The 25,018-nt window shown below is 62.6% G+C and carries 26 protein-coding genes and 1 other RNA gene; 15 read left to right on the top strand and 12 right to left on the bottom strand.

The window, feature by feature from the left end; all coding sequences use genetic code 11:
• Positions 1 to 85 precede the first annotated feature (85 nt).
• Together DWV48_RS07705 and DWV48_RS07700 are read left to right on the top strand one after the other, a co-directional pair.
• Positions 86 to 574 (top strand): low molecular weight protein-tyrosine-phosphatase, encoded by a 489-nt coding sequence (locus DWV48_RS07705; protein WP_118654233.1) that lies wholly within the window; start codon positions 86 to 88, stop codon positions 572 to 574.
• 9 nt (positions 575 to 583) lie between these two features.
• A complete protein-coding gene (locus tag DWV48_RS07700) occupies positions 584 to 1,300 on the top strand; it encodes a DUF554 domain-containing protein (protein WP_118654232.1) in 717 nt (238 codons plus the stop codon).
• A gap of 178 nt (positions 1,301 to 1,478) precedes the next feature.
• On the opposite strand, the gene DWV48_RS07695 is transcribed toward DWV48_RS07700, so the two are convergent.
• The gene (locus DWV48_RS07695; RefSeq protein ID WP_118654231.1) at positions 1,479 to 2,597 is read right to left on the bottom strand and encodes a hypothetical protein; all 1,119 of its coding nucleotides are present in this window, start codon (positions 2,595 to 2,597) and stop codon (positions 1,479 to 1,481) included.
• Positions 2,598 to 2,847: 250 nt separating this feature from the next.
• On the opposite strand from DWV48_RS07695, the gene DWV48_RS07690 reads away from it, so the two are divergent.
• Both DWV48_RS07690 and DWV48_RS07685 read left to right on the top strand, forming a co-directional pair.
• On the top strand, positions 2,848 to 3,069 hold the full coding sequence (locus DWV48_RS07690; protein WP_118654230.1) for a helix-turn-helix domain-containing protein: 222 nt from the start codon (positions 2,848 to 2,850) through the stop codon (positions 3,067 to 3,069).
• A gap of 4 nt (positions 3,070 to 3,073) precedes the next feature.
• Positions 3,074 to 3,259, top strand: coding sequence for a DUF554 family protein (locus DWV48_RS07685; protein ID WP_233546231.1), 186 nt, complete (start codon positions 3,074 to 3,076; stop codon positions 3,257 to 3,259).
• 84 nt (positions 3,260 to 3,343) lie between these two features.
• Here the strand turns inward: DWV48_RS07685 and DWV48_RS09455 are convergent, their stop codons facing one another.
• Both DWV48_RS09455 and DWV48_RS07675 read right to left on the bottom strand, forming a co-directional pair.
• Positions 3,344 to 3,469, bottom strand: a complete 126-nt coding sequence (locus DWV48_RS09455) for a hypothetical protein (protein ID WP_255413665.1) — start codon at positions 3,467 to 3,469, stop codon at positions 3,344 to 3,346.
• Between the two features lie 476 nt (positions 3,470 to 3,945).
• Complete coding sequence (locus DWV48_RS07675; protein ID WP_118654227.1) at positions 3,946 to 5,559, bottom strand: peptide chain release factor 3; 1,614 nt, start codon at positions 5,557 to 5,559, stop codon at positions 3,946 to 3,948.
• Between the two features lie 320 nt (positions 5,560 to 5,879).
• Here DWV48_RS07675 and hisG point away from each other — a divergent pair, with 320 nt between their 5' ends.
• From hisG to hisE, 9 genes are all read left to right on the top strand, one after another.
• Complete coding sequence (gene hisG, locus DWV48_RS07670) at positions 5,880 to 7,649, top strand: ATP phosphoribosyltransferase (protein WP_118654226.1); 1,770 nt, start codon at positions 5,880 to 5,882, stop codon at positions 7,647 to 7,649.
• A 108-nt stretch (positions 7,650 to 7,757) separates the two neighbouring features.
• On the top strand, positions 7,758 to 9,173 hold the full coding sequence (hisD, locus tag DWV48_RS07665) for a histidinol dehydrogenase (protein ID WP_118654225.1): 1,416 nt from the start codon (positions 7,758 to 7,760) through the stop codon (positions 9,171 to 9,173).
• 2 nt (positions 9,174 to 9,175) lie between these two features.
• Positions 9,176 to 10,258 (top strand): histidinol-phosphate transaminase, encoded by a 1,083-nt coding sequence (gene hisC, locus DWV48_RS07660; RefSeq protein WP_369834844.1) that lies wholly within the window; start codon positions 9,176 to 9,178, stop codon positions 10,256 to 10,258.
• 15 nt (positions 10,259 to 10,273) lie between these two features.
• The gene (hisB, locus tag DWV48_RS07655; protein WP_118654224.1) at positions 10,274 to 10,873 is read left to right on the top strand and encodes an imidazoleglycerol-phosphate dehydratase HisB; all 600 of its coding nucleotides are present in this window, start codon (positions 10,274 to 10,276) and stop codon (positions 10,871 to 10,873) included.
• An 11-nt stretch (positions 10,874 to 10,884) separates the two neighbouring features.
• Positions 10,885 to 11,610 (top strand): imidazole glycerol phosphate synthase subunit HisH, encoded by a 726-nt coding sequence (locus DWV48_RS07650; RefSeq protein ID WP_118654223.1) that lies wholly within the window; start codon positions 10,885 to 10,887, stop codon positions 11,608 to 11,610.
• Between the two features lie 116 nt (positions 11,611 to 11,726).
• Positions 11,727 to 12,467 carry a HisA/HisF-related TIM barrel protein gene (locus DWV48_RS07645; RefSeq protein WP_118654222.1) on the top strand — a complete coding sequence of 247 codons (741 nt, stop codon included), beginning with the start codon at positions 11,727 to 11,729 and terminating at the stop codon, positions 12,465 to 12,467.
• 3 nt (positions 12,468 to 12,470) lie between these two features.
• Positions 12,471 to 13,253 (top strand): imidazole glycerol phosphate synthase subunit HisF, encoded by a 783-nt coding sequence (gene hisF / locus DWV48_RS07640; protein ID WP_118654221.1) that lies wholly within the window; start codon positions 12,471 to 12,473, stop codon positions 13,251 to 13,253.
• On the top strand, positions 13,253 to 13,576 hold the full coding sequence (hisI, locus tag DWV48_RS07635; RefSeq protein ID WP_118654220.1) for a phosphoribosyl-AMP cyclohydrolase: 324 nt from the start codon (positions 13,253 to 13,255) through the stop codon (positions 13,574 to 13,576). The genes hisF and hisI overlap by 1 nt, the downstream gene beginning before the upstream one ends.
• Before the next feature lie 71 nt (positions 13,577 to 13,647).
• Entirely contained in the window at positions 13,648 to 13,965 is a 318-nt protein-coding gene (gene hisE, locus DWV48_RS07630) for a phosphoribosyl-ATP diphosphatase (RefSeq protein ID WP_118654219.1), read from the top strand.
• Positions 13,966 to 14,058: 93 nt separating this feature from the next.
• Here the strand turns inward: hisE and nagB are convergent, their stop codons facing one another.
• From nagB to DWV48_RS07600, 6 genes are all read right to left on the bottom strand, one after another.
• A complete protein-coding gene (gene nagB / locus DWV48_RS07625; RefSeq protein ID WP_118654218.1) occupies positions 14,059 to 14,787 on the bottom strand; it encodes a glucosamine-6-phosphate deaminase in 729 nt (242 codons plus the stop codon).
• A 287-nt stretch (positions 14,788 to 15,074) separates the two neighbouring features.
• Positions 15,075 to 15,572: a PTS glucose transporter subunit IIA gene (locus tag DWV48_RS07620; protein ID WP_118654217.1), complete on the bottom strand. Its 498-nt coding sequence runs from the start codon at positions 15,570 to 15,572 to the stop codon at positions 15,075 to 15,077.
• 81 nt (positions 15,573 to 15,653) lie between these two features.
• Positions 15,654 to 16,991: a phosphoglucosamine mutase gene (gene glmM, locus DWV48_RS07615; RefSeq protein ID WP_118654216.1), complete on the bottom strand. Its 1,338-nt coding sequence runs from the start codon at positions 16,989 to 16,991 to the stop codon at positions 15,654 to 15,656.
• A 162-nt stretch (positions 16,992 to 17,153) separates the two neighbouring features.
• Positions 17,154 to 17,549 (bottom strand): 30S ribosomal protein S9, encoded by a 396-nt coding sequence (gene rpsI, locus DWV48_RS07610; RefSeq protein ID WP_006720175.1) that lies wholly within the window; start codon positions 17,547 to 17,549, stop codon positions 17,154 to 17,156.
• 3 nt (positions 17,550 to 17,552) lie between these two features.
• Positions 17,553 to 17,996, bottom strand: coding sequence for a 50S ribosomal protein L13 (gene rplM, locus DWV48_RS07605; RefSeq protein ID WP_118654215.1), 444 nt, complete (start codon positions 17,994 to 17,996; stop codon positions 17,553 to 17,555).
• 509 nt (positions 17,997 to 18,505) lie between these two features.
• Positions 18,506 to 19,378, bottom strand: a complete 873-nt coding sequence (locus DWV48_RS07600) for a patatin family protein (protein ID WP_118654214.1) — start codon at positions 19,376 to 19,378, stop codon at positions 18,506 to 18,508.
• A 224-nt stretch (positions 19,379 to 19,602) separates the two neighbouring features.
• Here DWV48_RS07600 and ssrA point away from each other — a divergent pair.
• Positions 19,603 to 19,970, top strand: a transfer-messenger RNA (tmRNA) gene (ssrA, locus tag DWV48_RS07595).
• Between the two features lie 126 nt (positions 19,971 to 20,096).
• Here ssrA and DWV48_RS07590 read toward each other — a convergent pair.
• From DWV48_RS07590 to DWV48_RS09220, 3 genes are all read right to left on the bottom strand, one after another.
• On the bottom strand, positions 20,097 to 20,519 hold the full coding sequence (locus tag DWV48_RS07590) for a DUF2871 domain-containing protein (RefSeq protein ID WP_118654213.1): 423 nt from the start codon (positions 20,517 to 20,519) through the stop codon (positions 20,097 to 20,099).
• Between the two features lie 109 nt (positions 20,520 to 20,628).
• Positions 20,629 to 21,312 carry a hypothetical protein gene (locus DWV48_RS07585; protein ID WP_233546230.1) on the bottom strand — a complete coding sequence of 228 codons (684 nt, stop codon included), beginning with the start codon at positions 21,310 to 21,312 and terminating at the stop codon, positions 20,629 to 20,631.
• Between the two features lie 57 nt (positions 21,313 to 21,369).
• On the bottom strand, positions 21,370 to 21,507 hold the full coding sequence (locus tag DWV48_RS09220) for a hypothetical protein (RefSeq protein WP_158574848.1): 138 nt from the start codon (positions 21,505 to 21,507) through the stop codon (positions 21,370 to 21,372).
• A gap of 194 nt (positions 21,508 to 21,701) precedes the next feature.
• Here DWV48_RS09220 and DWV48_RS07580 point away from each other — a divergent pair.
• Positions 21,702 to 25,018, top strand: a 3,317-nt coding sequence (locus tag DWV48_RS07580) for an alpha-L-fucosidase (RefSeq protein ID WP_199588930.1), incomplete at its 3' end; no start/stop codon positions are given.

Genomic DNA, 25,018 nt, shown 5'->3' with positions numbered 1-25,018 from the left:
CCGCACGTCGAGACGCACCGTCTGAACAACCTGCGCTCTGCTATGCTTAGCAGGGAAAATAACCTAAACGAAAGGCCCGCGCGGAATGCATCGCGTCCTATTCATCTGCCATGGCAACATCTGCCGATCGACCATGGCACAGTTCGTCTTTGAGGAGCTCGTGCGACGCGCGGGGCTCGAGAACGAATTCGTCATCGACTCCGCCGCAACCTCGCGCGAGGAGATCGGAAACCCGCCGCACCATGGGACCGTGAACAAGCTTCGCGAGGTCGGGGTACCCGTTGGTGCGCACCGCGCCCGCAAGATCACGCGCGCCGAATACAATGACTGGGACGTCATCGCCTACATGGACGCGGAGAACGAGCGAGGGCTCGGGCGCATCCTGAAAGGCGATCCTCGCGGCATTTGCCACCGGCTGCTGAGCTTCGCCGGAAGCACGCGCGACGTCGCCGACCCATGGTATACGGGCGACTTCGACGCCACCTACCGCGATGTCCTTCTGGGCTGCTCCGCCCTCTTCGAACATCTCACTGGAACCCATGCACCAGCGCTTCCCGGCGCCGACCCACGCTAGGAGCGACCCATGATCGGACTCGGCACCCTCATCGACGGCGGCTTCATCCTTGTGGGAGGCCTCGCCGGGTTGGCCTTTGGCCGCTTCCTCACGCCCCGCATTCAAGACACCCTGCTCAAGGCAACAGCGGTGGCCATCCTCTTCGTCGGACTCTCTGGCGCCTTGGCGGGCATGTTGTCCCTTGAGGGCGGCAAGCTCGCAGCCGTCAACTCGGCGCTGGTGGTGGGCTCACTTGCCCTTGGATCGCTCATCGGCGAGGTGTTCGACCTCGAACGACAGCTCGACCGGTTTGGCGAATGGCTCAAATACGCCACGCGCAGCAATGGCGATTCCGCCTTTGTCGACGCGTTCGTCTCCGCGTCCCTTTCGGTGGCAGTGGGCGCCATGGCAATCGTGGGCTCCATTCAGGACGGCCTCACGGGAGACTGGACCACATTGGCGCTCAAAGGTGCCATCGATGCGCTGCTCGTGTGCACCATGACGGCATCCATGGGCAAGGGCTGCATCTTCTCGGTCATTCCCGTCGTCCTCCTGCAGGGAGGCGTCACCGTCCTTGCGCAGATTCTGAATCCGCTCATGACCGCCGCCGCGATCGCAAACCTCTCCACCGTGGGATCGATTCTCATCTTCTGCGTTGGCATCGACCTCATCTGGGGCAAGACCTTCCGCGTGGCCAACATGCTACCCTCCGTGGTAATCGCCATGGCGGCCGCGCTGCTCGCATAGACGCTACATTTCGATCAGATTCCCCCAAGATGAAAGTCAGAGTATCGCCGCCGCAAATCGCATTCCGCTCACGTCTCACAGGCCAAGCGATGCGCCCGTCATAACCGTATCTAAGTGTTCAATCCGGACACATCGACATTGTATTTGATTGCCGCCAATCACTCTCGAGCAGTCTTTCCTACTGAACGTACTTCGGATCAACTAAATCGCCCTTTCCGTCATAGAACACATACTCGCCATCGACCTTCATGCAAACCATCCCTGCCGCCACGCCAAGGTACTTTGCACTGCTCTTCCCCTCAAATTGAACAACGCTCTCTCCGGTTTCATAATTGATAATTTCGCCTTCCGCCGTATCAAAGTACGCAACGCTGCCCGCCACCCTTCCATCGTAATAATTAATGGGATCAGCAACAGGCGACCCAGAGCCAGCGCCTAGGCGCACGAGATACCACGTTGAGCCATTGGCACCCTTGGCCTGGACTATCACACAATCATCTTTTATGAACGCATCTCCGACTTCGCGCTCCGAATAAGTCCAGAGCCATTCTCCGCCGAGTGAGTAGAACGTCAATCCATCTTTATCTGTCAAGAAGCCTTGCTCATTGCTGTCAAGCAACACTCCAGCGTCTGTCGCCAAAGAAGTAATTGATCCTCCTTCAAGGCAACACAAATCTCCCGCATGTCGCCCGTCATACATTTGGCAATAGATCGAGTTTCCAACTGTGTATATTCCCGAACTCCATAGCGATGCGCTGGCTGACAGCTCCCCACTTTTCACATCAAAGAACAGCCAGATGCTCTCCCCATTCTCATTTGAGAGCTTGATACCCGTCAGATTGCTCTGCTCAGTCGGAAGCACCCCAACCTCTAAACCCCAGGCAGACCCCTCCAATATGTCACCACAGCTTAATGGGGACCCTTCAAGCCATTCGCCCTCCTTATTGACGAGTCCGAAATAGCCGCCCACATCATCGAAACCCGAATGCTCTTCTAGAACCAGATAGGTTCCGTTGAAATCGTGTAGAACCCTGCTGCTCACATCAGCACTCTTGTCCACATGACAATGCGTCTTATTCTTTTGCCCATTATCTTCATAAAGCGTGTACCCATCCTCGCCGTTTTCATAGGAGCGAGGCAAGGTCTTTAATACCTCTCCGCTAGAGTTCAAGCGAAGCCACCAATCCTCGTCGATACCATCGCCCGAGCACTTGACTAACAGATAGCTTTTGCCGGCATCATCGGTCTCTATTGACGGCTCGTCATAAATTCCTCTTATTATTTCCTCTACCTTCACAGGGATACCATCTTGCGAAACTTTGTCCCCTTGATTTCCCTCATCGACGCTCCCCTTAGTGCCCCCATTAGAACAGCCGAGTAATCCGAGCGGCGCCAATAGCGAACAACCCAAAAGCGCCCTTCGCGACATCATTCTTTGATCAGACACTGGTCTCCCATCTCCGATGTTGTATTTGCACAACAGTAATTATATTCAATGTTGTATATAGTCCGTTGGTTAATATACAACGTTCTTCCATTCTTGATGTATGAAGAAGAACACCTTACAGATTGCGTTTGGAATCCGCTGCAAAGAACTGCGCGCAATGACCGGCATCAGCCAAGAGGCGTTTGCCCATAAAATAGGAATGGACCGTTCGTATTTCGCTTCAATTGAAACCGGAAGACGAAATGTCACGCTTAACAACATCAATAAAATCGCAAAAGGCTTCGATATATCCCTCTCAAAGCTATTCGAAAATATGGAATAGGACGATGCTTCGCCTCTTCCTAGAAATACAGGACGCCACTGATGCGCCGACCGTCCAAACGATAACGGCGTCGACGGGATCGATTCTCATCTTCTGCGTTGGCGTCGACCTCATCTGGGGCAAGACCTTCCGCGTGGCCAACATGCTGCCCTCCGTGGTAATCGCCATGGCAGCCGCGCTCCTTATGTAAATGTAGACGCTAACCCGAGCTCGAGCCTCCAGCCCCAGCTCGTGCCCACCGCGCCAAACCGCCCAGCCCACAACGAACGCGCCCCTACTGCTTGTTGGAAAGTCCATCGCGACCGAGCATGCCGATGCGCAACTCGCGCCCAGCCTTCCACAGCATGATTCGCGCGGCCCGCGCCAAGCCGTTTGGCACGCCCCACACCAGGCTCTCCATTGCTCGATTCGCGCGGCCCGCGCCAAGCCATTTGGCAAGCAGCACGCGTCCCCACATCCCCTTTAAATGAAATGAGGGGTTATTAATTAAAATGTGTGGGGTTTAACACGGCTCCCAAGATATACGCGGCTTTTTGATCACAAAACCGCAGGTTGCATTCAAAGAATTTGACCGTCTACGCGACTGCCCCTAATTAAACCCCGCACATTTTATTTAATGACCCCTCATTTAGCGTATTTAAGCACCCCGGTATGCCCAATACGTGCCCCGGCATGCCCAACACACATCAGCGTGCCGGATACGTGCCCCGGCATGCCCAACGCGCGCACCGGCATGCCCGATGCACATCCCGGCATGCCTAACACGCGCACCGGCATGCCCGATACGTCCTCAGCACGCCCGATGCGCATCCCGACATGCCCAGCACACGCCCCAGCGCGCCCAATGCGTGCCCTGGCATGCATTGGGCCATGTGTTTAAAACTCCACGTTGCCGAACTCGGACAGCTTGAGATCCGGGTTGTGCTCGGTCGCCCAATCGATGTTCCACTCGCTCGTGAACAGCAGCAGTTTGTCGCCACGCATGTTCTCCACGCGCAGAGTGTCGCGCGTAAGCGAAAGCGCGGGGATGTCGATGGTGTCGGGCTCGTTGGCGATCCAGCGCAGCGCGGTGTAGGGCAGCGGCTGGCGGCGCACCTCGACGTGGTACTCACTCTTGAGGCGCTGCTCGAGCACCTCGAACTGCAGGGTGCCCACCACGCCCACGATGACCGACTCCATGCCGGCGCCGAGCTCGCGGAAAATCTGGATGGCGCCCTCCTGTGCGAGCTGCTCCATGCCCTTGACGAACTGCTTGCGCTTCAAGGTGTCCACCTGCGTGACGCGCGCGAAGAGCTCGGGCGCGAACGTGGGGATGCCAGCGAACTGCACCGGCTTCTTGCCCGTGCAGATGGTGTCGCCGATGGAGAAGATGCCGGGGTCGAACAGGCCGACGATGTCGCCCGCGTACGCCTCGTCCACGATGGCGCGGTCGTCGGCCATCATGGTCGTGCCCGTGGCCAGCTTGATCTTGCGGCCGCCCTGCACGTGCATGGCCTCCATGCCACGCTCGAACTTGCCCGAGCAGATGCGCACAAAGGCGATGCGGTCGCGATGGTTCTTGTCCATGTTCGCCTGAATCTTGAAGACGAAGCCGGAGAAGTCCTCCCGCGTGGGCTCCACGGGCTCGCCGGTGAGCGCGTCGGTGTGCGCACCGGGGCCGGGAGCCAGGCGCAGGAAGTCCTTGAGGAAGGGCTCCACGCCGAAGTTGGTGAGTGCCGAGCCGAAGAACACGGGCGAGAGCTTGCCGGTGAGCACCGCATCGAGATCGAACTCGGAGTCGGCGCCGTCGAGTAGCTCGATATCGTCCATCAGGTTGTTGTGGTTGTGCTCGCCGATGAGCTCGGTCAGCGCGGCGTCGCCGAGCGTGGCCTCGACCTCGTCCACCTTCTTAGTGCCGTTGGCGCGACCGTCGCCCTCGAAGGCAAGGACATGGCGGCTCGCGCGGTCGAACACGCCGCGGAAATCGCGGCCGTTGCCGATGGGCCAGTTCATGGGGTACGTGCGGATGCCGAGCACGTTCTCGACCTCCTCCATGAGGTCGAACGGGTCGCGCGTCTCGCGGTCCATCTTGTTCACGAACGTGAAGATCGGGATGCCGCGCATGGCGCAGACGCGGAAGAGCTTCTTGGTCTGGGCCTCGACGCCCTTGGCGCCGTCGATGACCATGACCGCGGCGTCGGCGGCCATGAGCGTACGATACGTGTCCTCGGAGAAGTCCTGGTGGCCGGGAGTGTCGAGGATGTTCACGCAGCAGCCGCCATAGGTGAACTGCAGCACCGAGGAGGTAACGGAGATGCCGCGCTGCTTCTCGATGTCCATCCAGTCGGAGACGGCATGACGGGAATTCTGCTTGCCCTTGACCGAGCCGGCACTCTGAACCTGGCCGGTGTAGAGCAGGAGCTTCTCGGTGAGGGTGGTCTTGCCGGCGTCGGGGTGCGAGATGATCGCGAACGTGCGACGGGAGGAAATCTGCGGGGCGTAAGATGCCATGGGCGCGTGCGTCCTTTTCTGACGTGGCGACGCGTTTGAGACGCGCCGTTCGATATGACGTGATTTGAACCGCTCGTATTGTAGCGGCATACGAGGGCGATCCGGGTCGTCGTGGGCGTCATGGAGCATTATGCAGCGGATTTCCACTGCGAGGCGTTCGCCTAGGCCCCCATGGTACATTTTATGGTGGATTTTGCACCCGTCCCCAATTGCACCAATTTGCATGTTAAGAGTTGGGTGCAGCGCTCTCTCGCGCACTCCATCATGCTAAAGTGTCCGCACGAAGACAACAGACACCCATATGATGAGAGAGGGACGGTATGGCAACGACACCGCGCGGATTCAGAGATATCCTGCCCGACGAGGCGGAGATGCGCGAGCATATCGTCGCGACGGTGAAGGCCCGCCTCGTGCACCATGGCTACCGCCCCATCGAAACGCCCCTCATCGAATCGGCGAGCGTCGGCGAAGCCAACGCCTGGAGTTCCGATGCACCGTTCAATCTCTTCGACGACAACGGCGCCCTACTCGCCGTGCGACCGGACAACACGACCTCGGTGGTCCGCGCCATCGCCGCGCGCATGAGCGAGCGTGACCTGCCGCTGCGCCTGCGCTACGAGGCCCCCGTCGTGCGTCAGCAGCCCCGCGGCACCGCACGGGCGCGCCAATTCACCCAACTCGGGTATGAACTCGTAGGCGAGGGCGGGGACGCCGCGGACGCCGAGATGACCCTCATCGCCGCCGAAGCACTCGATGACCTGGGGCTCAATTCTTGGCAGCTCGTCTGCGGCAGCGTCGTTCCCTATCAGGCCCTCCTCGAGCTCGGCGTCGATGAGGCACTCGCCAACGAGGCGCTCGCGCTCGTCCACGCCAACAACTACATCGACCTTGACGAGCTCGCCGCCACGAGCGACCTACCCGTCGCGCTCCAGTGCGCCATGCGCGAGCTGCCCCGCATCACGGGTGGCCCCGAGGCGCTCGACCGTGTTGACGCCCTATTGCGCGCCGCCGGCTCCACCACCTCCACGACGACGGAGCTGCGATCGCTCGTCCAGCGCCTGACCTCGCGCAACGCCGAGCTGGCGAGCCACCTCTCCTTCGATTTCTCCCTCATGAGCTCGTTTGGCTACTACACCGGGCTGGTGCTCAAAGCCTACGCAGGCGACCTCGCCGATCCCGTGGGGTCGGGTGGCCGTTACGACGCGGTGCTCGACGCCGCCCTTGAGCTGGGTGCGGCAGCCGCGGGTTTCGCGTTCTCACTCGAACGCCTCACCGAGGTGTTGGAGGCACAAGCCGAGCAGGCGCCGTGCAGCGATATCCGCGTGGGTGGATCGGCAGACGCCGCGCGCCCCGACTCTGCCGCCACCACGGGTCCCAACGCATCCGAGACGGACGACGAGCAGGCGCCCCTGCGCATCGCCGTGCCCAAGGGCTCGTTGAAGGACGACACCATCGCCGCACTCGAAGCCGTCGGCATCGACGCGAGCGGGCTGCGCAACCCCGGACGTCACCTGATCATACGCACGCGCGATACGCGCGAGGGCGAGGGCGCGATCGGCCCGGTCGAGCTCGTCATCGTGCGTGCCACGGACGCCCCCGCCTTCGTCGCGCTCGGAGGGACCGACTGCGGCATCTGCGGACGCGACTCGCTCATCGAGGCGGACCTCGACCTGCTGCAACTCGTCGATTTGGCGTATGGAGCCTGCCGATTCATCGAAGCCGAACCAGCGGGACGCGCCGAAGCGACCAAGCGCTCCTATGCCCGGCGCGGATGCCTACGCGTGGCAACCAAGTACCCGCGCATCGCGAGCGCCTGGTACGAGGAACGCGGCGTGAATGCCGAGGTGGTGGCCTTGCACGGTAATATCGAGCTCGGTCCCATCGTGGGGCTCGCCGATCGCATCGTCGACATCACCGCCACCGGTACGACCCTGCGCGAGAACGACCTCGTGATCACCGGCGAACTCATGACCTGCACCGCACGCTTCTTCGCGAATCCCGGCCGCGCACGACTCGACCCGCGTGTGCGTGAGCTCGCCCGGCGTCTCGCTGCCTGGCGCGACGAGAGCGCCTGCGACGACGCGCATTAAGGCCGTCAACACGCTCGATACGCACGCTGAGTTCCCACCCCTCCCCCATCGACTCGGAGCATCGGCCCATCGGGCCCCTCCGCGCTCCAGCCCCAGAAAGGCCCGCATATGAACACCGTCATCCTGCTCCCCGGCGAGCGTCTCACCGTATCCAACCTTGGGCGCGAGGGCGCCGTCTCGGCAAAGATCACCCAAGCTGCCGCGAACATCATCGACACTGTGCGTGCGGAGGGCGACGCCGCCCTGCGTCGGTACGCCGCCGAGTTCGATGGTGTCGACCTCACCGACTTCCGCGTGCCGCAGGAACGCATCGACACCGCCCTCGAGCAGGTGGGTGCATCCCTCATCGCCGCCCTCGAGAAGGCCGCCGCGCAGATCCGCGACTTCCACCAGCGCCAGGTCCGCCAGTCATGGTTCACCACGCGCGCGGACGGCACGCTGCTCGGCGTGCAGGTGACGCCCGTGCGCGCCGCCGGCATCTACGTCCCCGGCGGACGCGCCCAGTACCCCTCGACCGTGCTGATGAACGCCATTCCCGCCAAGGTCGCCGGCGTGGAACGCGTCGTGATGGTCACGCCTCCCCAGCGCGACGGAGGGATCTCGCCCGCCACGCTCGCCGCGGCCAAAGTCGCCGGCGTCGACGAGATTTACCTGGTGGGCGGAGCCCAGGCCGTCGCCGCCCTCGCCTACGGCACCGAGAGCATCCCGCGCGTGGAGAAGATCACGGGGCCGGGCAACGCCTACGTGGCAGCCGCGAAACGCCTCGTCTCGGGCGATGTGGGCATCGACATGATCGCGGGCCCCTCCGAGGTCTGCGTGCTCGCCGACGCGAGCGCCGAGGCAGCCGTGGTTGCCGCCGATCTCATGGCCCAGGCCGAGCACGATCCGCTGGCGGCGTGCTACCTCGTAACTGAGAGCCCCGAACTCGCGCGCGGTGTCGAGGCGGCGCTCGAGGTCCTTCTCGCCCAAAGCCCACGCGCCGAAATCACCCGCACCTCCCTCACCGACCAGGGGACCATCGTAATCGCGCCCGATCTCGCGACCGCGATTGACGCCGTGAATACCATCGCCCCCGAGCACCTCGAACTCCACTGCGCCGATGCCCTCGGACTCGTCGGCTCCATCCGCAACGCGGGCGCGATCTTTGTGGGCGCCTGGAGTTCCGAGCCGCTGGGCGACTACGTGGCAGGGCCCAACCACACCCTGCCCACCGGCGGCACCGCGCAGTTCTCCAGCCCGCTGTCCGTCGACGACTTCGTCACGAGCTCGTCGGTCATCTGCTACACGCCGCAGGGCTTACTCGCCGACGCCCCCGCCACCCAGACCATGGCGCAGGCCGAGGGCCTGTGGGCGCACGCGCTCTCCGCGGGACTGCGCCGCCGCCTTATCGATGAGGGTGCCCCTGCCGTGGCGACCAAAGTCCTCGCCGAGGCGGACCTCACCGTCATCGCCTGGCCCGACGACGATGCTGCAACGGTGGCGTACGGCGTCGGACGCCCCGCCGCTCAGGGGGAGGTGAGGTAGCCGTGGCAGAGCTCTCCGCGCGCGCCCAGCGCCTCATGCAGCCGCACCTGCGCTCCATCGAGCCGTACGACCCGAACTTCACGGCCACACGCATCAACCTCTCCGCAAACGAGAACACCCACCCCCTGCCGGCGAGCGTCCGCGAGGCCGTGGACGAGGTGCTCGCCGCGACCCCGCTCAATCGCTACCCCGACCCCATGTCGGATGTGCTACGTGACGAAATTGCCGCCGCGAACGACGTCACGCGCGCCCAGGTCTGCGTGGGCAACGGCGGCGACGAGCTTCTCTATAACTTCCTGCTCGCTTTCGGCGGCCGGAATCGCTCCGTCCTCATCTGCCCGCCATGCTTCTCGGAGTACGCGTTCTTCGCCCAGATCACCGAGACGAATGTCCGCACTGCGGGCCGCGATCCACGCACGCTCACCTTGGACGAGGAGGCGCTGCTCGCCTGCGCGCGCACCTGTGACCTCGTGATTGTCACCTCGCCCAACAACCCCACCGGCGACCTGGCCGACCTCGGCCTCATCCAGCGCGTCTGCCACGCGTGCCACGGTCTGGTGATGGTGGATGAGGCGTATATCGAGTTCGCCGGTGAGGATGCCTCGGCCCTACCTCTCCTCGCGCACCTCGACAACCTCGTCATCCTGCGCACGCTCTCCAAGGCCTACGGTGCGGCCGGGACGCGATGCGGCTACGTAATGGCCGCCGCGGACATCATCGACGCGCTCTCCGCCGTTCGCCAAATCTACTCCGTCAACGTCCTCACACAAGCAGCCGCGCTCGCCCTCGTGCGCCAGCGCGGCGCCCTCGAGCCGCTCACCGCCTCCATCGTTGCCGAGCGCGAACGGCTGCAACGCGCCCTAGCGGGGCTTCCCGGCGTCACCGTATGGCCGAGCAGCGCGAACTTCCTGCTGGTTCGCATGGCCGACGCCACCGCCATCCGCAACCGCCTACGCGACGAGCACTCAATCCTCGTGCGCGACTTCAGCTCCGCGGCCGGTCTTGAGGACTGCCTGCGCATCACCGTGGGGACGCCCGAGGAAAACGACGCCGTCATCGCGGCGCTGACCGAACTTCTGTCTTAAGGAGGACCGATCGCCATGACCGATTCCGCCAACCGCCGCGCCGTCGTCACGCGCGTCACCGGGGAAACCGACATCACCGTCGAGCTTAACCTTGACGGCACCGGCACCTGCTCAATCGATACCGGGGTACCGTTCTTCGACCACATGCTCAACGCCTTCGGGCGCCATGGCCTGTTCGATCTCACCGTCCGTGCCACAGGAGACATCGAGGTCGACGCACATCACACCGTCGAGGACACCGGCATCGTGCTCGGCCAGGCATTCACCCAGGCGCTCGGAGACAAAGCGGGCATCACGCGCTTTTCCGACGTGTGTATACCCATGGACGAGACGCTCGTCCAGGCAGCCGTCGATATCTCGGGGCGCGGGCAGGCGTACTGCGACCTTCCCATTCCTACCGAGCGCGTGGGCTCCTTTGACACCGAGCTCGCCGTCGAGTTCTTCTACGCCTTCGCCCGTGACGCGCGCGTGACGCTACACGTACGCGAGCTCGCCGGAGCGAACTCGCACCACATCATCGAGGCAGCCTTCAAGGCGGCCGGCCGCGCGATGCGCTACGCCTGCGAACTCGACCCCCGCGTGAACGGCGTGCCCTCCACCAAGGGCTCGCTGTAAGGGAGGTGCCCGTGAACGAACCGAGCATCGTGGTGGTCGACTACCACAAAGGCAATCTGTCGAGCGTCGTGCGCGGGCTCACGCGCGCGGGGGCGCATGCCTTCGCGTCCGATGACCCCGATGCGATCGCGAGCGCCGATGGCATCGTCCTGCCGGGCGTCGGCTCGTTTTACGACGCGATCTCGTACATGGCCGAACACGGTCAGGACCGCGCCGTGATCGAAGCCACACGCGGCGGTAAGGGCACGCCGTTTTTAGGCATATGCCTGGGGCTGCAGTTACTTTTCGAACGCGGTGACGAGGGCGTTCCCGCAGACGCGCCAACCGTCCCCGCACCCGACCCCCGCGGCACGGGCCTCGATGCCGGATCGATTTTCGAGGCTGACGGGACGCGCTGGGTGCGCGGGCTCGCCGTGCTTCCCGGCAGCTGCACGCGGCTCGAATCGGCACGTCTCAAGGTTCCCCATGTGGGCTGGGATCAGGTGCACCTTACCGAGCACGGACGCCCGTGTCCCTTGCTGGAGGGGTTCGCCGAGGGGTCGAATGTCTACTTCACCCACTCCTATGCCCTCGGGGCCGACGTCAATGAGGACGACGTGGCGGGCGTCACGCACTATGCACGCAACTTCGCCTCCGTTGCGGCGCGCGGCAGCGTCTTCGGCTGCCAGTTCCACCCCGAGAAGTCCTCCGCGCATGGGCACGCGATTCTTCGCAACTTCGTGCGCCTGTGCTCCTAGGAGCTCACAGCGTGCCCCGGGAGGTGCACCTCTTCGCATCGCCCGCACCGCATCCCCCGCGTCGCACCCCACCACGCTCGCGCCACATCATCCACCCTCTACCGAGGAGGCCCCTCGTGATCCTCTTTCCCGCCATCGACCTGATTGACGGCAAAGTCGTACGCCTCGAACGAGGCGACCGCAGCCGCATGAAGGTCTATTCCGACGACCCCGTCGCCATCGCACGCGAATTCTCGCAAGCGGGCGCGCGTTGGATCCACGTCGTCGACCTCTCCGCGGCGTTCGGCGAAGACGACGGCGCTTGCGCCGCGAACATGCGCGCGATTCGCTCGATTTGCTCCATAGAGGGACTATCGATTGACGTCGGCGGCGGCGTCCGCTCCCTCGCACGCATCGACCAGCTCGCCGCGGCGGGTGCCAAGCGCATCGCCCTCGGCACCGTCTTGGTCACTGAACCCGGGTTTGCCGAGGTCGCAGCGCATGGATTTGGAGAGCTGCTCGTTGCAGACGTCGCTGCCCGCGACGGGCAGGTCAAGGTCAACGGCTGGCGCGACGGTGTTGGGCGCAGCTGCGACGAAGTCGTGTCCGAACTCGCCTCGCTGGGATTCAAACATCTCGTGTTCACCGACATCGCCCGCGACGGCATGCAGACGGGCATCGATGTCGATGCGTATCGCTCGGTCGCCAGGGTGGCCGGATTTCCCGTAGTCGCCTCGGGCGGCATCTCGACGCTTGAGAACATACGGTCCCTTGCCGCCGCCGGACCGGAGGTCATCGAGGGAGCCATTACCGGACGTGCCCTGTACGAGGGCTCCTTCACGCTCGAGCAGGCGCTCGATGCGGCGACTGGGAGGTAGACCATGCTCACCAAACGTGTTATTCCCTGTCTTGATGTGCGCGACGGGCGTGTGGTCAAGGGCGTGAACTTCGTCGACTTGCGCGACGCCGGTGATCCCATCGAGCTCGCCGCCGCCTACGACCGCGAGGGTGCCGACGAGGTGGTTTTCCTCGACATCACTGCCACGAGCGACAACCGTGCCACGACTATCGACATGGCGGCCCACGCCGCCGCCGAACTCGCCATCCCCTACACCGTGGGCGGCGGATTCCGCGACCTTCCCGGCATGCGCACCATGGTTGCCGCCGGCGCCGACAAGGTCTCGGTTAATTCGGCTGCGGTGCGCGATCCCGATCTCATCACGCAAGCCGCGGCCGCATTCGGCAGCCAGGCCGTTGTGGTGGCGATCGATGCCAAGCGCGTGGGCAAGCCCGGAGCGCCCGGTGCCGATCGATGGGAGGTGTACCTTGCCGGTGGACGCACCCCCACTGGCATCGACGCCGTTGCCTGGGCAGAGGAAGCAGCTCGCCGCGGGGCTGGTGAGATCTTGCTCACCAGCATGGACCGCGACGGCACGAAAGCCGGGTTCGACCTATCGCTCACCCGCACCGTGGCACGCGCGGTGTCCATTCCTGTGATCGCCTCAGGCGGCGTGGGCACGCTCGAGCACTTCGCCGAGGGTGTACTCGAGGGCGAGGCCGATGCTGTACTCGCCGCAAGCGTCTTCCACTTTGGCACCTACTCAATCCGCCAGGTGAAGGAATACATGGCCGCCCAGGGCATTCCCGTGAGATTGGACTTCTGATGAACATCGATGACCTGCGATTTGACGACCGCGGCCTCATCACCTGCGTGGTGCAGCAGCACGATACGGGCGAGGTGCTCATGGTCGCCTGGATGAGCCGAGAGTCGGTGCGCCTCACGCTCGAGACGGGCACCACCTGGTTTTGGAGCCGCAGTCGGCAGGAGCTCTGGAACAAGGGCGCTACCAGCGGCAACGTGCAGCGTGTGATCGAGCTGCGAGCCGATTGCGACGCCGATACGCTGCTCGCGCTCGTCGACTCGCCCGGCCCCGCGTGCCATACCGGCAACCGCACCTGTTTCTTCAACACAGTCGGGGCGGAATAACGCCATCCGTCGGCGCGACGCAACGGCGAATCGCCGTCCCACGTCATCGCATTATCAAATAGGAGACCCATATGGGAGTCAGAACTGCCAACGTACAACCCGGCAACATCGGCGAGACCCTCGAGGGGCTGGCCGTTACCATCCACGCGCGCCGCGATGTCTCTCCTCAGGAGAGCTATACGGCGCGCCTGCTCACGGATGTCGAGGACGAGCTGCTTAAAAAGCTCGCCGAGGAGGCCAGCGAAATCATCATGGCCTGCAAGGATCGCGATCACGATCACATCCGCTATGAGGCGGGCGACCTGGTATATCACCTGCTCGTGACCCTCGAACGCTACGGCATCTCGCTCGATGAACTCGCCGGCGAACTCAATGCCCGGATGAAATAGTCCCCGTCATTCGCCCGCAGGCGTCCAGGCGTCAGCACAGTCAAAAAAGGGCCTCGGCGCGCAAGCCGAGGCCCAAGGGCAATGCAGCGAAGATTACTTGCAGAGCGACAGGGCCGCGTCGTCGGCGATGACCACGCAATTGGGGTGCAGCTGCAGGATAGAAGCCGGGCAGGAAGGCTGGATGGGGCCAAAGCACATATCGTGCACGGCCTGAGCCTTCTTCTCGCCATTAGCGATTACGAGCACCATGTAGGCGTTCATGATGGTGTGGATGCCCATGGTGTATGCCTGACGAGGAACGTCCTCGATGTTGTCGAACAGGCGGCTGTTGGCCTCGATGGTGCTCTCGGTGAGGTCGACGCAGTGCGTGCCCTTGGAGAAGCAGGAGTCGGGCTCATTGAAACCAATGTGGCCATTGTTGCCAATGCCCAGGAGCTGCAGGTCGGGGTAGCCGGCCTCCTCGACCATACGGTCGTACTCGGCACACGTGGCCTCGGCATCGGGGTTGGAGCCGTCCGGCACATGGGTGTTGGCCTGATCGATGTTGATGTGATCGAACAGGTTCTCCTTCATGAAGTAATGGTAGCTCTGGGGATCGTCGTGGGACAGGCCGCGATACTCGTCCAGGTTATAAGTGCTCACCTGAGAGAAGTCCAGGTCGCCCGCCTCATAGGCCTTGATGAGGTTCTGATAGGTGCCGATGGGCGTGGAACCGGTGGCAAGACCCAGGACGCAGCAGGGATCCATGACAACCTGAGCGGCAATGAGATTTGCCGCCTTTCGGCTCATATCCTCATAGTCGGCGGCGTGAACGATACGCATGACGCGCTCCTTTCCTCCGGGACATCCAGTCCCGGCACATGCGGCCCCGTCGGCCGCAACCAACGTGAGACGCGCACCGTCCAGGGCGAGGGCGCGTATGTCAAAATCCCCACCGTGTCGAGGCCCCTGCCCGTCCACGGCGACTCGGACGCGTTCGCCCCAGCACTTCTATTGTGAAGGTTGCGCGAGGAAATGCAAGTATGGCCTCGCATGCCCTCAAGCTAAGGAAAACCCGCCAAGAGAAACTCCTGGCGGGTTTGTCATTCCAATTGCCCCATCGGGCCCCGTTACCGCGAACGAACGGTGATGAGCTGGTCGAGCTCCTCGACATCCGCTCCTTCCGATCCCTTAATGCTGGCATATTCCGCAGAATTGCAGATAAGGATCGGCACCGTGACGTCATAGCCCTCGGCTGCGATGGCCTCTCCGTCAAACTCTATGAGCACGTCACCGCGATGCACTGCATCTCCCACGGACGCGTTCACCTTGAAATGCTTGCCATCGAGCCTAACCGTCTCCAGGCCAACGTGGATGAGTACGTCGAGGCCTTCTGCGGTATGGATCGCCACCGCATGCCCCGTGGGGAAGATCGCCTCGATCTTACCATCGGACGGGGCCACCACGCGATTGCCCGTGGGCCGGATGGCCACGCCCTGACCAAGCAAGCCCTTGGCGAACATCTGGTCAGAGACTTCCGAAAGCGGGATAACATGGCCCGCCAGGGGCGAGGTCAGTACGCTCGTGCGAGCGTTCACGTTAAGCGACTTGAGAAATCTGTCGAACATCTAACTCCTTTGAGGTCCCCCATGTCTCTCCATTCTACCGAACTGTGAGACCGAAAACCAATCCCGGAAACCAGGGCTCGCTTAGGGGAGCTCGCGCTGGACCACGGCAACGATCGAGTCGACGGCGGCCTGTGCCGCCTCCTGCGTCTCTGCCTCGGCCATCACGCGCACAAGCGGCTCGGTACCGGAGGTGCGAACGAGGATGCGACCACGCTCGCCCAGCTCCTCCTCTGCCGCGCGAACGGCGTCCCACACGGGCTTGCACTCATCGAGCTCGGCCTTGCGCTCGCTGCGCACGTTGACGAGCACCTGCGGGAAGATCTTGACCGGGGCGCACAGCTCGGAGAGCTTCATGCGCTCGGCTCGGATGACCTCCATGATGCGCAGGGACGTCATGATGCCGTCTCCCGTAGTCTCGATATCGCCAAAGATGACATGGCCCGACTGCTCGCCGCCAAGGCTATAGCCCTTTTCGCGCATACAGGCGGTGACGTACTTGTCGCCCACCGGCGTAGTCTCGTACTTGAGGTTGGCACGGTCGAGCGCGCGGAACAGACCGAGATTGCTCATGACCGTGGGAACCACGGTGCCGGCGGTGAGACGGCCGTGCTTGTGCAGGTAAGTGCCGCACACATACAGGATCAGGTCACCGTCGACCACGTTACCGCGATCATCGACCGCCAGGCAGCGGTCGGCATCGCCATCATAGGCAAAGCCCACATCAAGGCCCTGCTCGACCACATGACGGCGCAGACGCTCAATATGCGTGGAGCCGCAGTCGACGTTGATGTTGAAGCCGTCGGGCGCATTGTTGATGATACGGACATCGGCGCCAAGGGCGTCGAACACGGGTTTTGCCACCGAGGAGGCGGAGCCATTCGCGCAGTCCAGGCCGACCTTCACGCCCTGCAGAGAGAAATTCGCGCTGGCGATCAGATGCGCGATGTAGCGGTTGCGGCCCTGCATGTAATCGACCGTGCAGCCAATCTCATCGCCCGAGGCGAACGGGATCTCGCTCTTGCCGTCGATGTAGTCCTCGATGAGCTCAAGGACTTCCTCGTCCATCTTGCAGCCTTCGCTGTTCATGAGCTTGATGCCGTTATCGGTATAGGGGTTGTGGCTCGCCGAGATCATGATGCCGCAGTCGAAGCGGCCGTCGATGGTTTCGTACGCAACGCCCGGCGTGGGGATGACGTGGAGCATGTACGCATCGGCACCGGAAGCGACCAATCCAGAAACGAGACCGGACTCGAACATGTAGCTCGAGCGGCGCGTATCCTTGCCCACAATGACGCGGGCCTTGCGGTTCTGGCGCGCGCCGTAGTACCAACCTACGTAGCGACCAATCTTATACGCGTGCTCGACCGTGAGGGTCGTGCCCGCCTCGCCGCGGAAGCCGTCGGTTCCGAAGTACTTCATTCGCATTCCTTCCATACGCCCAGCGCCCATACGACGCCGGTCTGATGTGGGGCGGACATTGTTGAGAACGAAAATTCCGCACCGTCGTAATGGTACAAAAAAAGGGCCCACCGAAAAACTCGGTAGGCCCATTTCCATACGGGAAACGTCTTCGCAAACGCCTTAGCGCTTGGAGAACTGGGGAGCGCGGCGGGCCTTCTTGAGGCCGTACTTCTTGCGCTCGACGACGCGGGCGTCACGGGTGAGGAAGCCGGCGCGCTTGAGGTCGGCACGATAGTCGCCCGCCTCGAGAAGGGCGCGGGCGATGCCCAGGCGCAGGGCGCCGGACTGACCGGTGATGCCACCGCCATCGCACAGGGCGATGACGTCAAAGGAACCGAGGGTGTCGGTCACCTTGAAGGGGGCGAGGGCGTCCTCAACGAGCTGGTGACGGCCGAAGTACTCCTCGGCATCGCGCTTGTTGATGGTCACCTTACCGGTGCCAGGGACGATACGGACACGAGCAACGGCGTTCTTGCGACGGCCGGTGCCGTAGTAAACAACGGTGTTCTCAGCCATCTTTTAGCCCTCCAGCTCGATCTTGACGGGGTTCTGAGCAGCGTGCGGATGCTCGGCGCCAGCGTAGACCTTGAGCTTGGTCAGCTGCTTGCGGCCGAGAGTGGTCTTGGGGAGCATGCCGCGGACAGCGCGCTCGATGACCTTCTCCGGGTGCTTCTCCATAGCCTGACGGAAGGACTCCGCCTTGAGGCCGCCATTGTAGCCGGAGTGACGGTAGTAGGTCTTGTGGTCGGCCTTGTTGCCGGTAAGCTGGACCTTATCGGCGTTGATGACAACCACGAAGTCACCACAGTCGGAGTTGGGCGTGAACTGGGGCTTGTTCTTGCCGCGCAGGATCTTGGCAACCTGGGCAGCAAGACGGCCCAGCGTGGCGCCCTCGGCGTCGATGAGGACCCAGTTACGGGCAACCTCACCCTGCTTGGCGTAGTGAGTCGACTTAAGAATCACTTTTCCTCCATGTACAGTACGTGTGTCTTAACAGAGTTTCACGGGGCTCTGGAAAGTAACTTGTCAATAATACCGCCCTGTGCTGCGAAGTCAACGTATTTCCGCCATACGTGCAGAACTTCTGCACAGGCGGGACGGAGACGGAGGCGGGCGATGGTTTTGGATGCTCTTCCCACCCCCGGCGAAACGATGCCCGGACGCCCCGGCGGCCTCCGCCTCTTCGTCGGCAACAAGCCTCTTGCAGACGTTCGGCACCCTGCCGGAACCTCTCGGGCACCTCACAAGAAGGAACCCGGGGGCCTTGCGCCTGCCCGGGTTCCCGACCTCTCCGCCCTCTGATGGGGCTTCTCTGAGTATCTCAGTGGAGAGGACCCTTTTTCACTCTTCTTATACCACGAAGTGCCAGCAGGTAGTCTTACTGGTATGAGAAATCAAGACCAACCGGTAAGCGGTCGATATTCAGCCGCCAACGGAATGCGCGGTATCGACGTCACGCCTCCGTCCAGCCCCTATTTGCCCACGAACTCCCGTATCTCATCAATATGGGCAGCCGCTTCTTGGCGGCCCTGAATATACAGATCGAGCAACTTCGCCGCATCGTGCTCGACATGCCCCACTTCAACGGGACGTGGCGGCGCCAGCACGAATGCCCGGCCCTCGCGCTCATATTCCCAAATGTGCTCGCGCTGCTCGTTGTAGCGCTCGTGGCGATTCGCCATCGCCTCCAGCAAATACGGATATGCGGCGTATGCGCGCTGAGCCGCCGGCATGAGTCCATAGGGACCCTTAACGTAATCGCGATCCTGCGTGAGCACCACGATCGCCCGGTCAAAACCCGCATCTTCGAGCGCATGCTCAACCGGAACGGAATCGGCGGTGCCACCGTCCAGGTACAGGTGCCCGTCAATCTCGACAGGCTGCGTGACCAGCGGCAAGGAAGTGGAGGCGCGCACGGCGTCGATGTCGAGCGTCGCATTGCGAACCGGCAGGTACGCGGCAGTTCCGAACATCACATCCGTGGCGCATGCATACATTTCCATGGGATTGGCCAGATAGGCGTCATTATCGAAGGGGTCAAGGCGATCCTGCACGTCGTTGAGCATGAAATCGTAGCCGACCATGCTGCCGGTGGTAATGAGCGATTGAGCGCCCATGTAGCGCGGATCATTGCAAAATGCCAGGTTCACGCGGTTTGCACGACCGATCTGACGGCTCTTGTAATTCAGGCCGTTGAGCGCACCCGCAGAGGTTCCGTAACACGCCGCGACCTCAACGCGGTGCTCCATGAGAACGTCGAGCACGCCCGCGGTGAACTGGCCACGAAAGCTGCCGCCCTCCAAAACAATCGCAACCTTACCCGCGTTTTTCGCCTTGTCTTCCATTGGAGCTCCTCTCGTCTGTATGACTTGTACCCCAATGAGTCGTGAAGATGAACAGATGTCCGCAAATCATGGGGCTTCTTCTCCCGCTGTGCGTCACATGAGTGCCCTGAAGACGCTCGAGACGCGAACGTGGTACACTGTTCGCTTACGGATTGCGGCACGTTCGCAGTTCGGGTACTTTGACAGGTCGTCGCCGCTCATGCGGCACCACGACCCTCGCATGAGGGGCCGACTGGTTTCGACACGATAGTTCTGAGAGAGGAAGCAGGCCGTGGTCTCCTCGCCCACGTTAAACAGGGGTACCGTCAAAATGAATTGACAAGAATTCTTCTTTTGAGCCCCAGCTGGCTCTCGCTGCTTAATTTATAGCGGCGCGTCAACCCGGTGATTTCCCCGACACCGGCGCGACGTCATTTGAGGGGAATGCTCCCGCGCACGTGATCGGTATGGCGCGGGCTAAGACCGAACCGGTTGGGACGCCGAGAGCGTGTCGCTCCGCGCGAGGCGTCCGAGACTAAATGAGTGACTGAGCCTGGAGATGCCGATCAGGGAGCTGTCGTGGACCGGAGTTCGATTCTCCGCGGCTCCACCATAAGAGAATTACGCGAACTGTCAACCACGGTTGACAGTTCGCCTTTTTGCTATCTTCGCCACCATCCACCAGCCGCGATGCCGCTCGGCGGACATAAGTCGCCGGAGGTTTTTCCTTGGCTTGCCATCATCTCTTCTCGGCGCGGGCCACGGCGCGTTTGACGCCCAGCAGGATGAGTACAATGCTCACACCCAAAACGATATGGCCCAACCCGGCGATGCCGGAGATCGCCGCGTCCATGCCGCGGGAAAGATCGATACCCAGAACCTGGGGCACGCCGCGAGCCACGAGCATGAGGGCGGTAACGTTGAGACCTACGTGGTAGGCAACCACCGCACGGGACACGGAGCGGTCGGCGATGTGCAGGGTCTTCTCAAGCACGAGGAGCAGCAAGAACATGATCATGCCCAGGGCAAAGTAATGCGTGTGCACGAACGCCAGGGTGGTCGCGCCGTCAAACGAAAAGAACTTGGTGAACTCGCGGAAGAACACGCCGCCGATCATGGCCAGGATCGCATAGAACAGAGCGCTGTTCGCATATTTCTTCATGAGGCACGTTCCTTTCCCACGCCTTGCGCCTCCTGGCGCCTCGGCTCATATCTTGCCCATGGCCTTAGGGTACCCTCGCAAGCGTTCTATTGCTAGATTTTTTGCACCATTAACCCCTCCCCTCGATGAACGCTCTACGCCGATGTTCAGCGGAGTCATCGCGCTCATCCAGGGCGACGTCGCGCTCCTCCCCCGCCGCATTGGCCGCCTCGTCGGCGGCATCGAGCATCTCGGCCACCTGGTCGAGCGCCAAGTCCTGAATCTCCTCCGCGCGGCGTTTGAACGCCCGCTCGCGGCTCGATTCGCGATTGCGACGCTTGATGTCCTCGATGCGGACGGACGTCTCCCATGCGTGCACGTCCTGCGCGAGCGCGCGGCGCAATATCTCAAGGCAGCTGGCACGGCCCTCCTCGTCACCAAGCGTCGACGGCGGGAAGAACCTGTGATTTGCCCCGTCGCCCAGAATGTCGAAATGCGGGTGCCCGGCGTACACGCGCAACGCATCGCCATAGCATTGCAAGTCATTGGGTTCGAGACGGTCGTTGAAAGCCTGCATAGCCGAGCAGTCCCTCGTAAAGTAGACCGTCGCATTCGGGCCGATTTGCTCGGATACCTCTCTCGGGTCAACGAGCAGGTCGCCGGACCGCGTTGGGCTCACCACGATCGCCGGGACCTCCCTCAGGAAGCGGGCGAGATGGTTGTAGACGGCATCGACGTCTTCCCCGCCGAACTCTATGGGCCCCAATGTGAGGGGGCGCTCCTCCACGCTGCAGGAGAGCATGGTGTTCCCCAAGATGCTCGCGATGATCAACGGGATGTTGGGGGACGGCTCGGGCTGGAGAGGTCCCAGTTAGCCGGGCATGTCGCCGTACGTCGTTATGATCGAGACCGACCCGGAGTTGATCGTCTTGCCCTCAAAGCCCACCTCGGTGATCCGCCGCCGCGGCGCGTATCCTGAAGCACGCGGGTCTTCCCGGACAGATACCAATGCTCCACCTTTAGCCGTCTGAAACTCATAAACCTACCGTTCATGTTCCAAATTAATACGCCTGCCGATTCCACGAGGGGGGGGGTTGGGCACCCAGGCAAACTTGTTCCGATTGAGTGCATCCTGCACCGATCGTAGCCGGATGCACCACCAGTACCTGCCAGCACCGGCTGGCAGCACGTGATGGGAGGAATATGCAGCGTAAAAACCTCGCGCGGTTTGCCATCGTGGCCGGTTTGTGCTCATCGCTCGCACTGCCCACGGCGGTGTTCGCGGATCAATGGATCACCGATGAGAGCCTCAACGGCGTTGCCACCGCACAGCCCCAAAAGGACGACATCGTCCCCAACAAGGGTCAATACAAATACGCCAAGGAGGAGCTCGCGGCGTTCTGCCACTTTGGGCCCAACACCTTCTCGGGCGTCGAGTGGGGCACCGACTACGGCACCAAGATGCCCTCGGCGGTCACCTATATGAACAACCTCGAGACCTTCGATGCCGAGGGCTACGTCAAGATGATCAAGGAGGCCGGCTTCAAGCGCCTGGTCGTCACCGCCAAGCACCATGACGGCTTCTGCATCTGGAACAGCGAGTCGACCGACTACGACATGGGCAGCACCACGAGCCGGATCGACATCCTGGCGGAGCTTTCCAAGGCGTGCTCCACATATGACCTCGACATGGGCCTGTACCTCTCCCCCTGGGATATCCATGAGCCGAGCTACGGCAACAAGGACGGAAAGCCCGACAACTACAACGACTTCTACGACGGGCAGTTGCGCGAGATCCTCGGCGATCCCAAGTACGGCAACAAAGGCAAGTTTGTCGAGGTGTGGATGGACGGCGCAAAGGGCACCGGCGCCGACGCACAGAACTACAACTTCGAGCGCTTTGCCAAAACCATCAAGGAGCTCGAGGGCGACGAGTGCGTCCTCTTCCAGTGCGGCCTGCAGTCCGAGGTCCGTTGGGTGGGCAACGAGAACGGCCTTGCCGGAGACACCGCCTGGAACCGCGTCGAGATGAACCCCAACTGGGATTCGAGCTCCGCCGAGGTCCCCTGGAACAAGAACATCCAAAACGACCCCACGGTGGGCGCGGAGGTCAGCGTTGGCTCCCCAACAGGAGGCAAGTGGATCATGCCCGAGGCGGACGCCCGCATCACCGCCGGCTGGTTCTGGCACAACAACATGAAGACTCCCAAGACCCTCACCGAGCTCAGCAACATGTACTTCAACTCGGTCGGTCACGGCGCCCCGTTGCTGCTCAACGTGCCGCCCAACGATACGGGCACGGTCGACCCCGAGATCAAGCAGCGCACGCTCGATTTTGGCGACAACGTTGAGAAGACCTTCGCCCAGGACCTCACGCGCGAGGGCGAGGGGCGTACGGCGGCGACCGCCAAGGCCAGCAGCGCCTGGGAGAACGACCCCGCGTACGGCCCCGGCAAGGTGCTCGACGGCAAGGACGAGACCTACTGGAGCGCCAAGGACGCCACGGGCACCCAGTCGCTCCTCATCGAGTTTCCCGAGGAGCGCACCTTCAACGTGGTCTCCTTTGAGGAGGCCATCCAGAACGGCCAGCACATCAAGAACTTCGCCGTCTCGTACCGCGACGCCGGCGGCCAGTGGGTGGAGTACGGCAAGGGCGGCACCGTGGGCGCCAAGCGCCTCGTGCGCGGCTCGAACGTGACCGCCAGCGCCATCAAGATCGACCTCAGCACCCTTGACGGCAAGGTCGCCCAGATCTCCGAGGTCGGCGTCTTCAAGACCACCAAAGCCTTCGAGAAGCCCATGCCCGTCCCCGAGGGCATGGAAATCCTCGACAACGCCAAGATGCAGACCAGCAGCGGGTGGAACCAGGAGAAAAACGCCAGCTTCATCGACGGCACCAGCATGTGGACCGGCCAGGCCGGCGCAACCGCGACCTTCCAGTTCGATGGCACCAAGTTCATGCTCATGGGCACGGTCGACCCCAACCATGGCCACGCCAAGATCACGATCGACGGCAAAGAGCCGATCGAGATCAACACCCGTGCCAGCAAGCGCGCCACGAGCGTCCCGCTCTTCACCTCCGACACCCTCGAGGCGGGCACCCACACCGTCAAAATCGAGGTCGTGGGCGGTGACAAGGGAGCCGTTGGCATCGACGCCGCCGCCTACCTGAACAACAACGGCGCGGGCATGATCGACTTCGACGTGACCGAGATCACCATGGACGAGAATTCCGTTTACGAGCTCGGCGTCACGCGCAGCGGCGGCTCCACCGGCAGCGCCGAGGTGGTCGTGAACTTTGAGCCCGGCTCCGCCGTTCAGGGCGACTTCGACACCGATTCCAAACACGTAGTCTTCAACGAGGGCGAGACACACAAGACCGTCCAGGTCCGCACCAAGCGCGTCGTGAGCTCCAGCACCATCGGCAACGGCCAGTTCTACGTGACCATGGCTCCGGTCTCCCCCGAGGGCCTCGTGATCGGCTCCAACGACGACGTGACGGTGACCATCATCGACCGCGAGTCCAACTACACCCTTGAGAAGCTCAAGGAGGCCATCCAGAACGCCGAGGCGGCGGCCAACGCCGGACAGTACACGGCCGAGAGCGTCCGAGTCCTCGACAAGGCGCTTGTCACCGCACACGCCGTGGTAGCCAAGGACAATCCTTCCGCCGATGCCATCTTCGAGGCCATGAAGGTCCTCCAGGCTGCACAGTCGGGTCTCGAGATCCGCAAGGCCTACTCCGAGGATGAGCCATTCGCGTTCCCGAGCATCGTTGGCACCACCTCGACCATCGAGTTCGAGCTCGGCGTGCTGCATAACGACACCACGGGTGACAACAACTGGCCCATGGCGATCAAGGATCGCGACGGCGCGAGCCTGGGCAAGCTCGTCGACTCCGTGGGCGAGAACGACACGATCGCCATTCCGTTCACCGTCGAGCGCGCAGGCACCTACAACGTCAAGCTGCGCTACATGAGCGGCTCCAGCAACAACAAGGTCGTGTGGACCGACGCCGACGCCGATGACCCCATCATCGCGAAGGGTGAGCATGCGGCCGGGCACACCAATGCGGATGCATATCAGACCGTCGACTTTACCTTCACGGTGAACAAACCCGGCACCTCCCAGCTCGTGTTCAAGGGGCCCAAGGAAAAGTCCCCACGCCTGGACAAGCTTGACATCACCCTCGCCGCGGACAGCCTCACCAGCTTTGGCGCCGTGGGCCGCGCCGGCGTGGGCGGCACCGTGACGCCCGAGGGATTTGTCGCCCTCAAGGACGGCAAGACGACCTTCACCGTGACCCCCGACGAGGGCTACCGCATCGCATCCGTCACCAAGAACGGGACGCCGGTCGATGTTGCAGGCCCCACCTCCACGACGTCCGTCGAGGTCACCGAAGTCGACACCGAGAGCGGCGATGCCGTTGTCGAGGCCGTCTTCGAGAAGATCCCCGCGCCTTCCCCCGAGCCTGAGCCGGAACCCGACCCGCATCCGCAGCCCGACCCGCAGCCGGAACC

Origin of the sequence: Collinsella sp. AF08-23 (assembly GCF_003479805.1) — a bacterium.
Classification (GTDB): Bacteria; Actinomycetota; Coriobacteriia; order Coriobacteriales; family Coriobacteriaceae; genus Collinsella.
The sequence above is the reverse complement of the archived record's forward strand: the minus strand, read 5'-3'. Positions and strand labels throughout refer to the sequence as shown.

What these genes read in the sequence shown, in the direction of transcription:
- DWV48_RS07705 (WP_118654233.1), top strand. Translation starts at nt 86, where the DNA reads ATGCATCGCGTCCTATTCATCTGCCATGGCAACATCTGCCGATCGACC.
- DWV48_RS07700 (WP_118654232.1), top strand. Translation starts at nt 584, where the DNA reads ATGATCGGACTCGGCACCCTCATCGACGGCGGCTTCATCCTTGTGGGA.
- DWV48_RS07690 (WP_118654230.1), top strand. Translation starts at nt 2,848, where the DNA reads ATGAAGAAGAACACCTTACAGATTGCGTTTGGAATCCGCTGCAAAGAA.
- DWV48_RS07685 (WP_233546231.1), top strand. Translation starts at nt 3,074, where the DNA reads ATGCTTCGCCTCTTCCTAGAAATACAGGACGCCACTGATGCGCCGACC.
- DWV48_RS09455 (WP_255413665.1), bottom strand. Translation starts at nt 3,469, where the DNA reads ATGGAGAGCCTGGTGTGGGGCGTGCCAAACGGCTTGGCGCGGGCCGCG.
- DWV48_RS07675 (WP_118654227.1), bottom strand. Translation starts at nt 5,559, where the DNA reads ATGGCATCTTACGCCCCGCAGATTTCCTCCCGTCGCACGTTCGCGATC.
- hisG (WP_118654226.1), top strand. Translation starts at nt 5,880, where the DNA reads ATGGCAACGACACCGCGCGGATTCAGAGATATCCTGCCCGACGAGGCG.
- hisD (WP_118654225.1), top strand. Translation starts at nt 7,758, where the DNA reads ATGAACACCGTCATCCTGCTCCCCGGCGAGCGTCTCACCGTATCCAAC.
- hisB (WP_118654224.1), top strand. Translation starts at nt 10,274, where the DNA reads ATGACCGATTCCGCCAACCGCCGCGCCGTCGTCACGCGCGTCACCGGG.
- hisF (WP_118654221.1), top strand. Translation starts at nt 12,471, where the DNA reads ATGCTCACCAAACGTGTTATTCCCTGTCTTGATGTGCGCGACGGGCGT.
- hisI (WP_118654220.1), top strand. Translation starts at nt 13,253, where the DNA reads ATGAACATCGATGACCTGCGATTTGACGACCGCGGCCTCATCACCTGC.
- hisE (WP_118654219.1), top strand. Translation starts at nt 13,648, where the DNA reads ATGGGAGTCAGAACTGCCAACGTACAACCCGGCAACATCGGCGAGACC.
- nagB (WP_118654218.1), bottom strand. Translation starts at nt 14,787, where the DNA reads ATGCGTATCGTTCACGCCGCCGACTATGAGGATATGAGCCGAAAGGCG.
- DWV48_RS07620 (WP_118654217.1), bottom strand. Translation starts at nt 15,572, where the DNA reads ATGTTCGACAGATTTCTCAAGTCGCTTAACGTGAACGCTCGCACGAGC.
- glmM (WP_118654216.1), bottom strand. Translation starts at nt 16,991, where the DNA reads ATGAAGTACTTCGGAACCGACGGCTTCCGCGGCGAGGCGGGCACGACC.
- rpsI (WP_006720175.1), bottom strand. Translation starts at nt 17,549, where the DNA reads ATGGCTGAGAACACCGTTGTTTACTACGGCACCGGCCGTCGCAAGAAC.
- DWV48_RS07600 (WP_118654214.1), bottom strand. Translation starts at nt 19,378, where the DNA reads ATGGAAGACAAGGCGAAAAACGCGGGTAAGGTTGCGATTGTTTTGGAG.
- DWV48_RS07590 (WP_118654213.1), bottom strand. Translation starts at nt 20,519, where the DNA reads ATGAAGAAATATGCGAACAGCGCTCTGTTCTATGCGATCCTGGCCATG.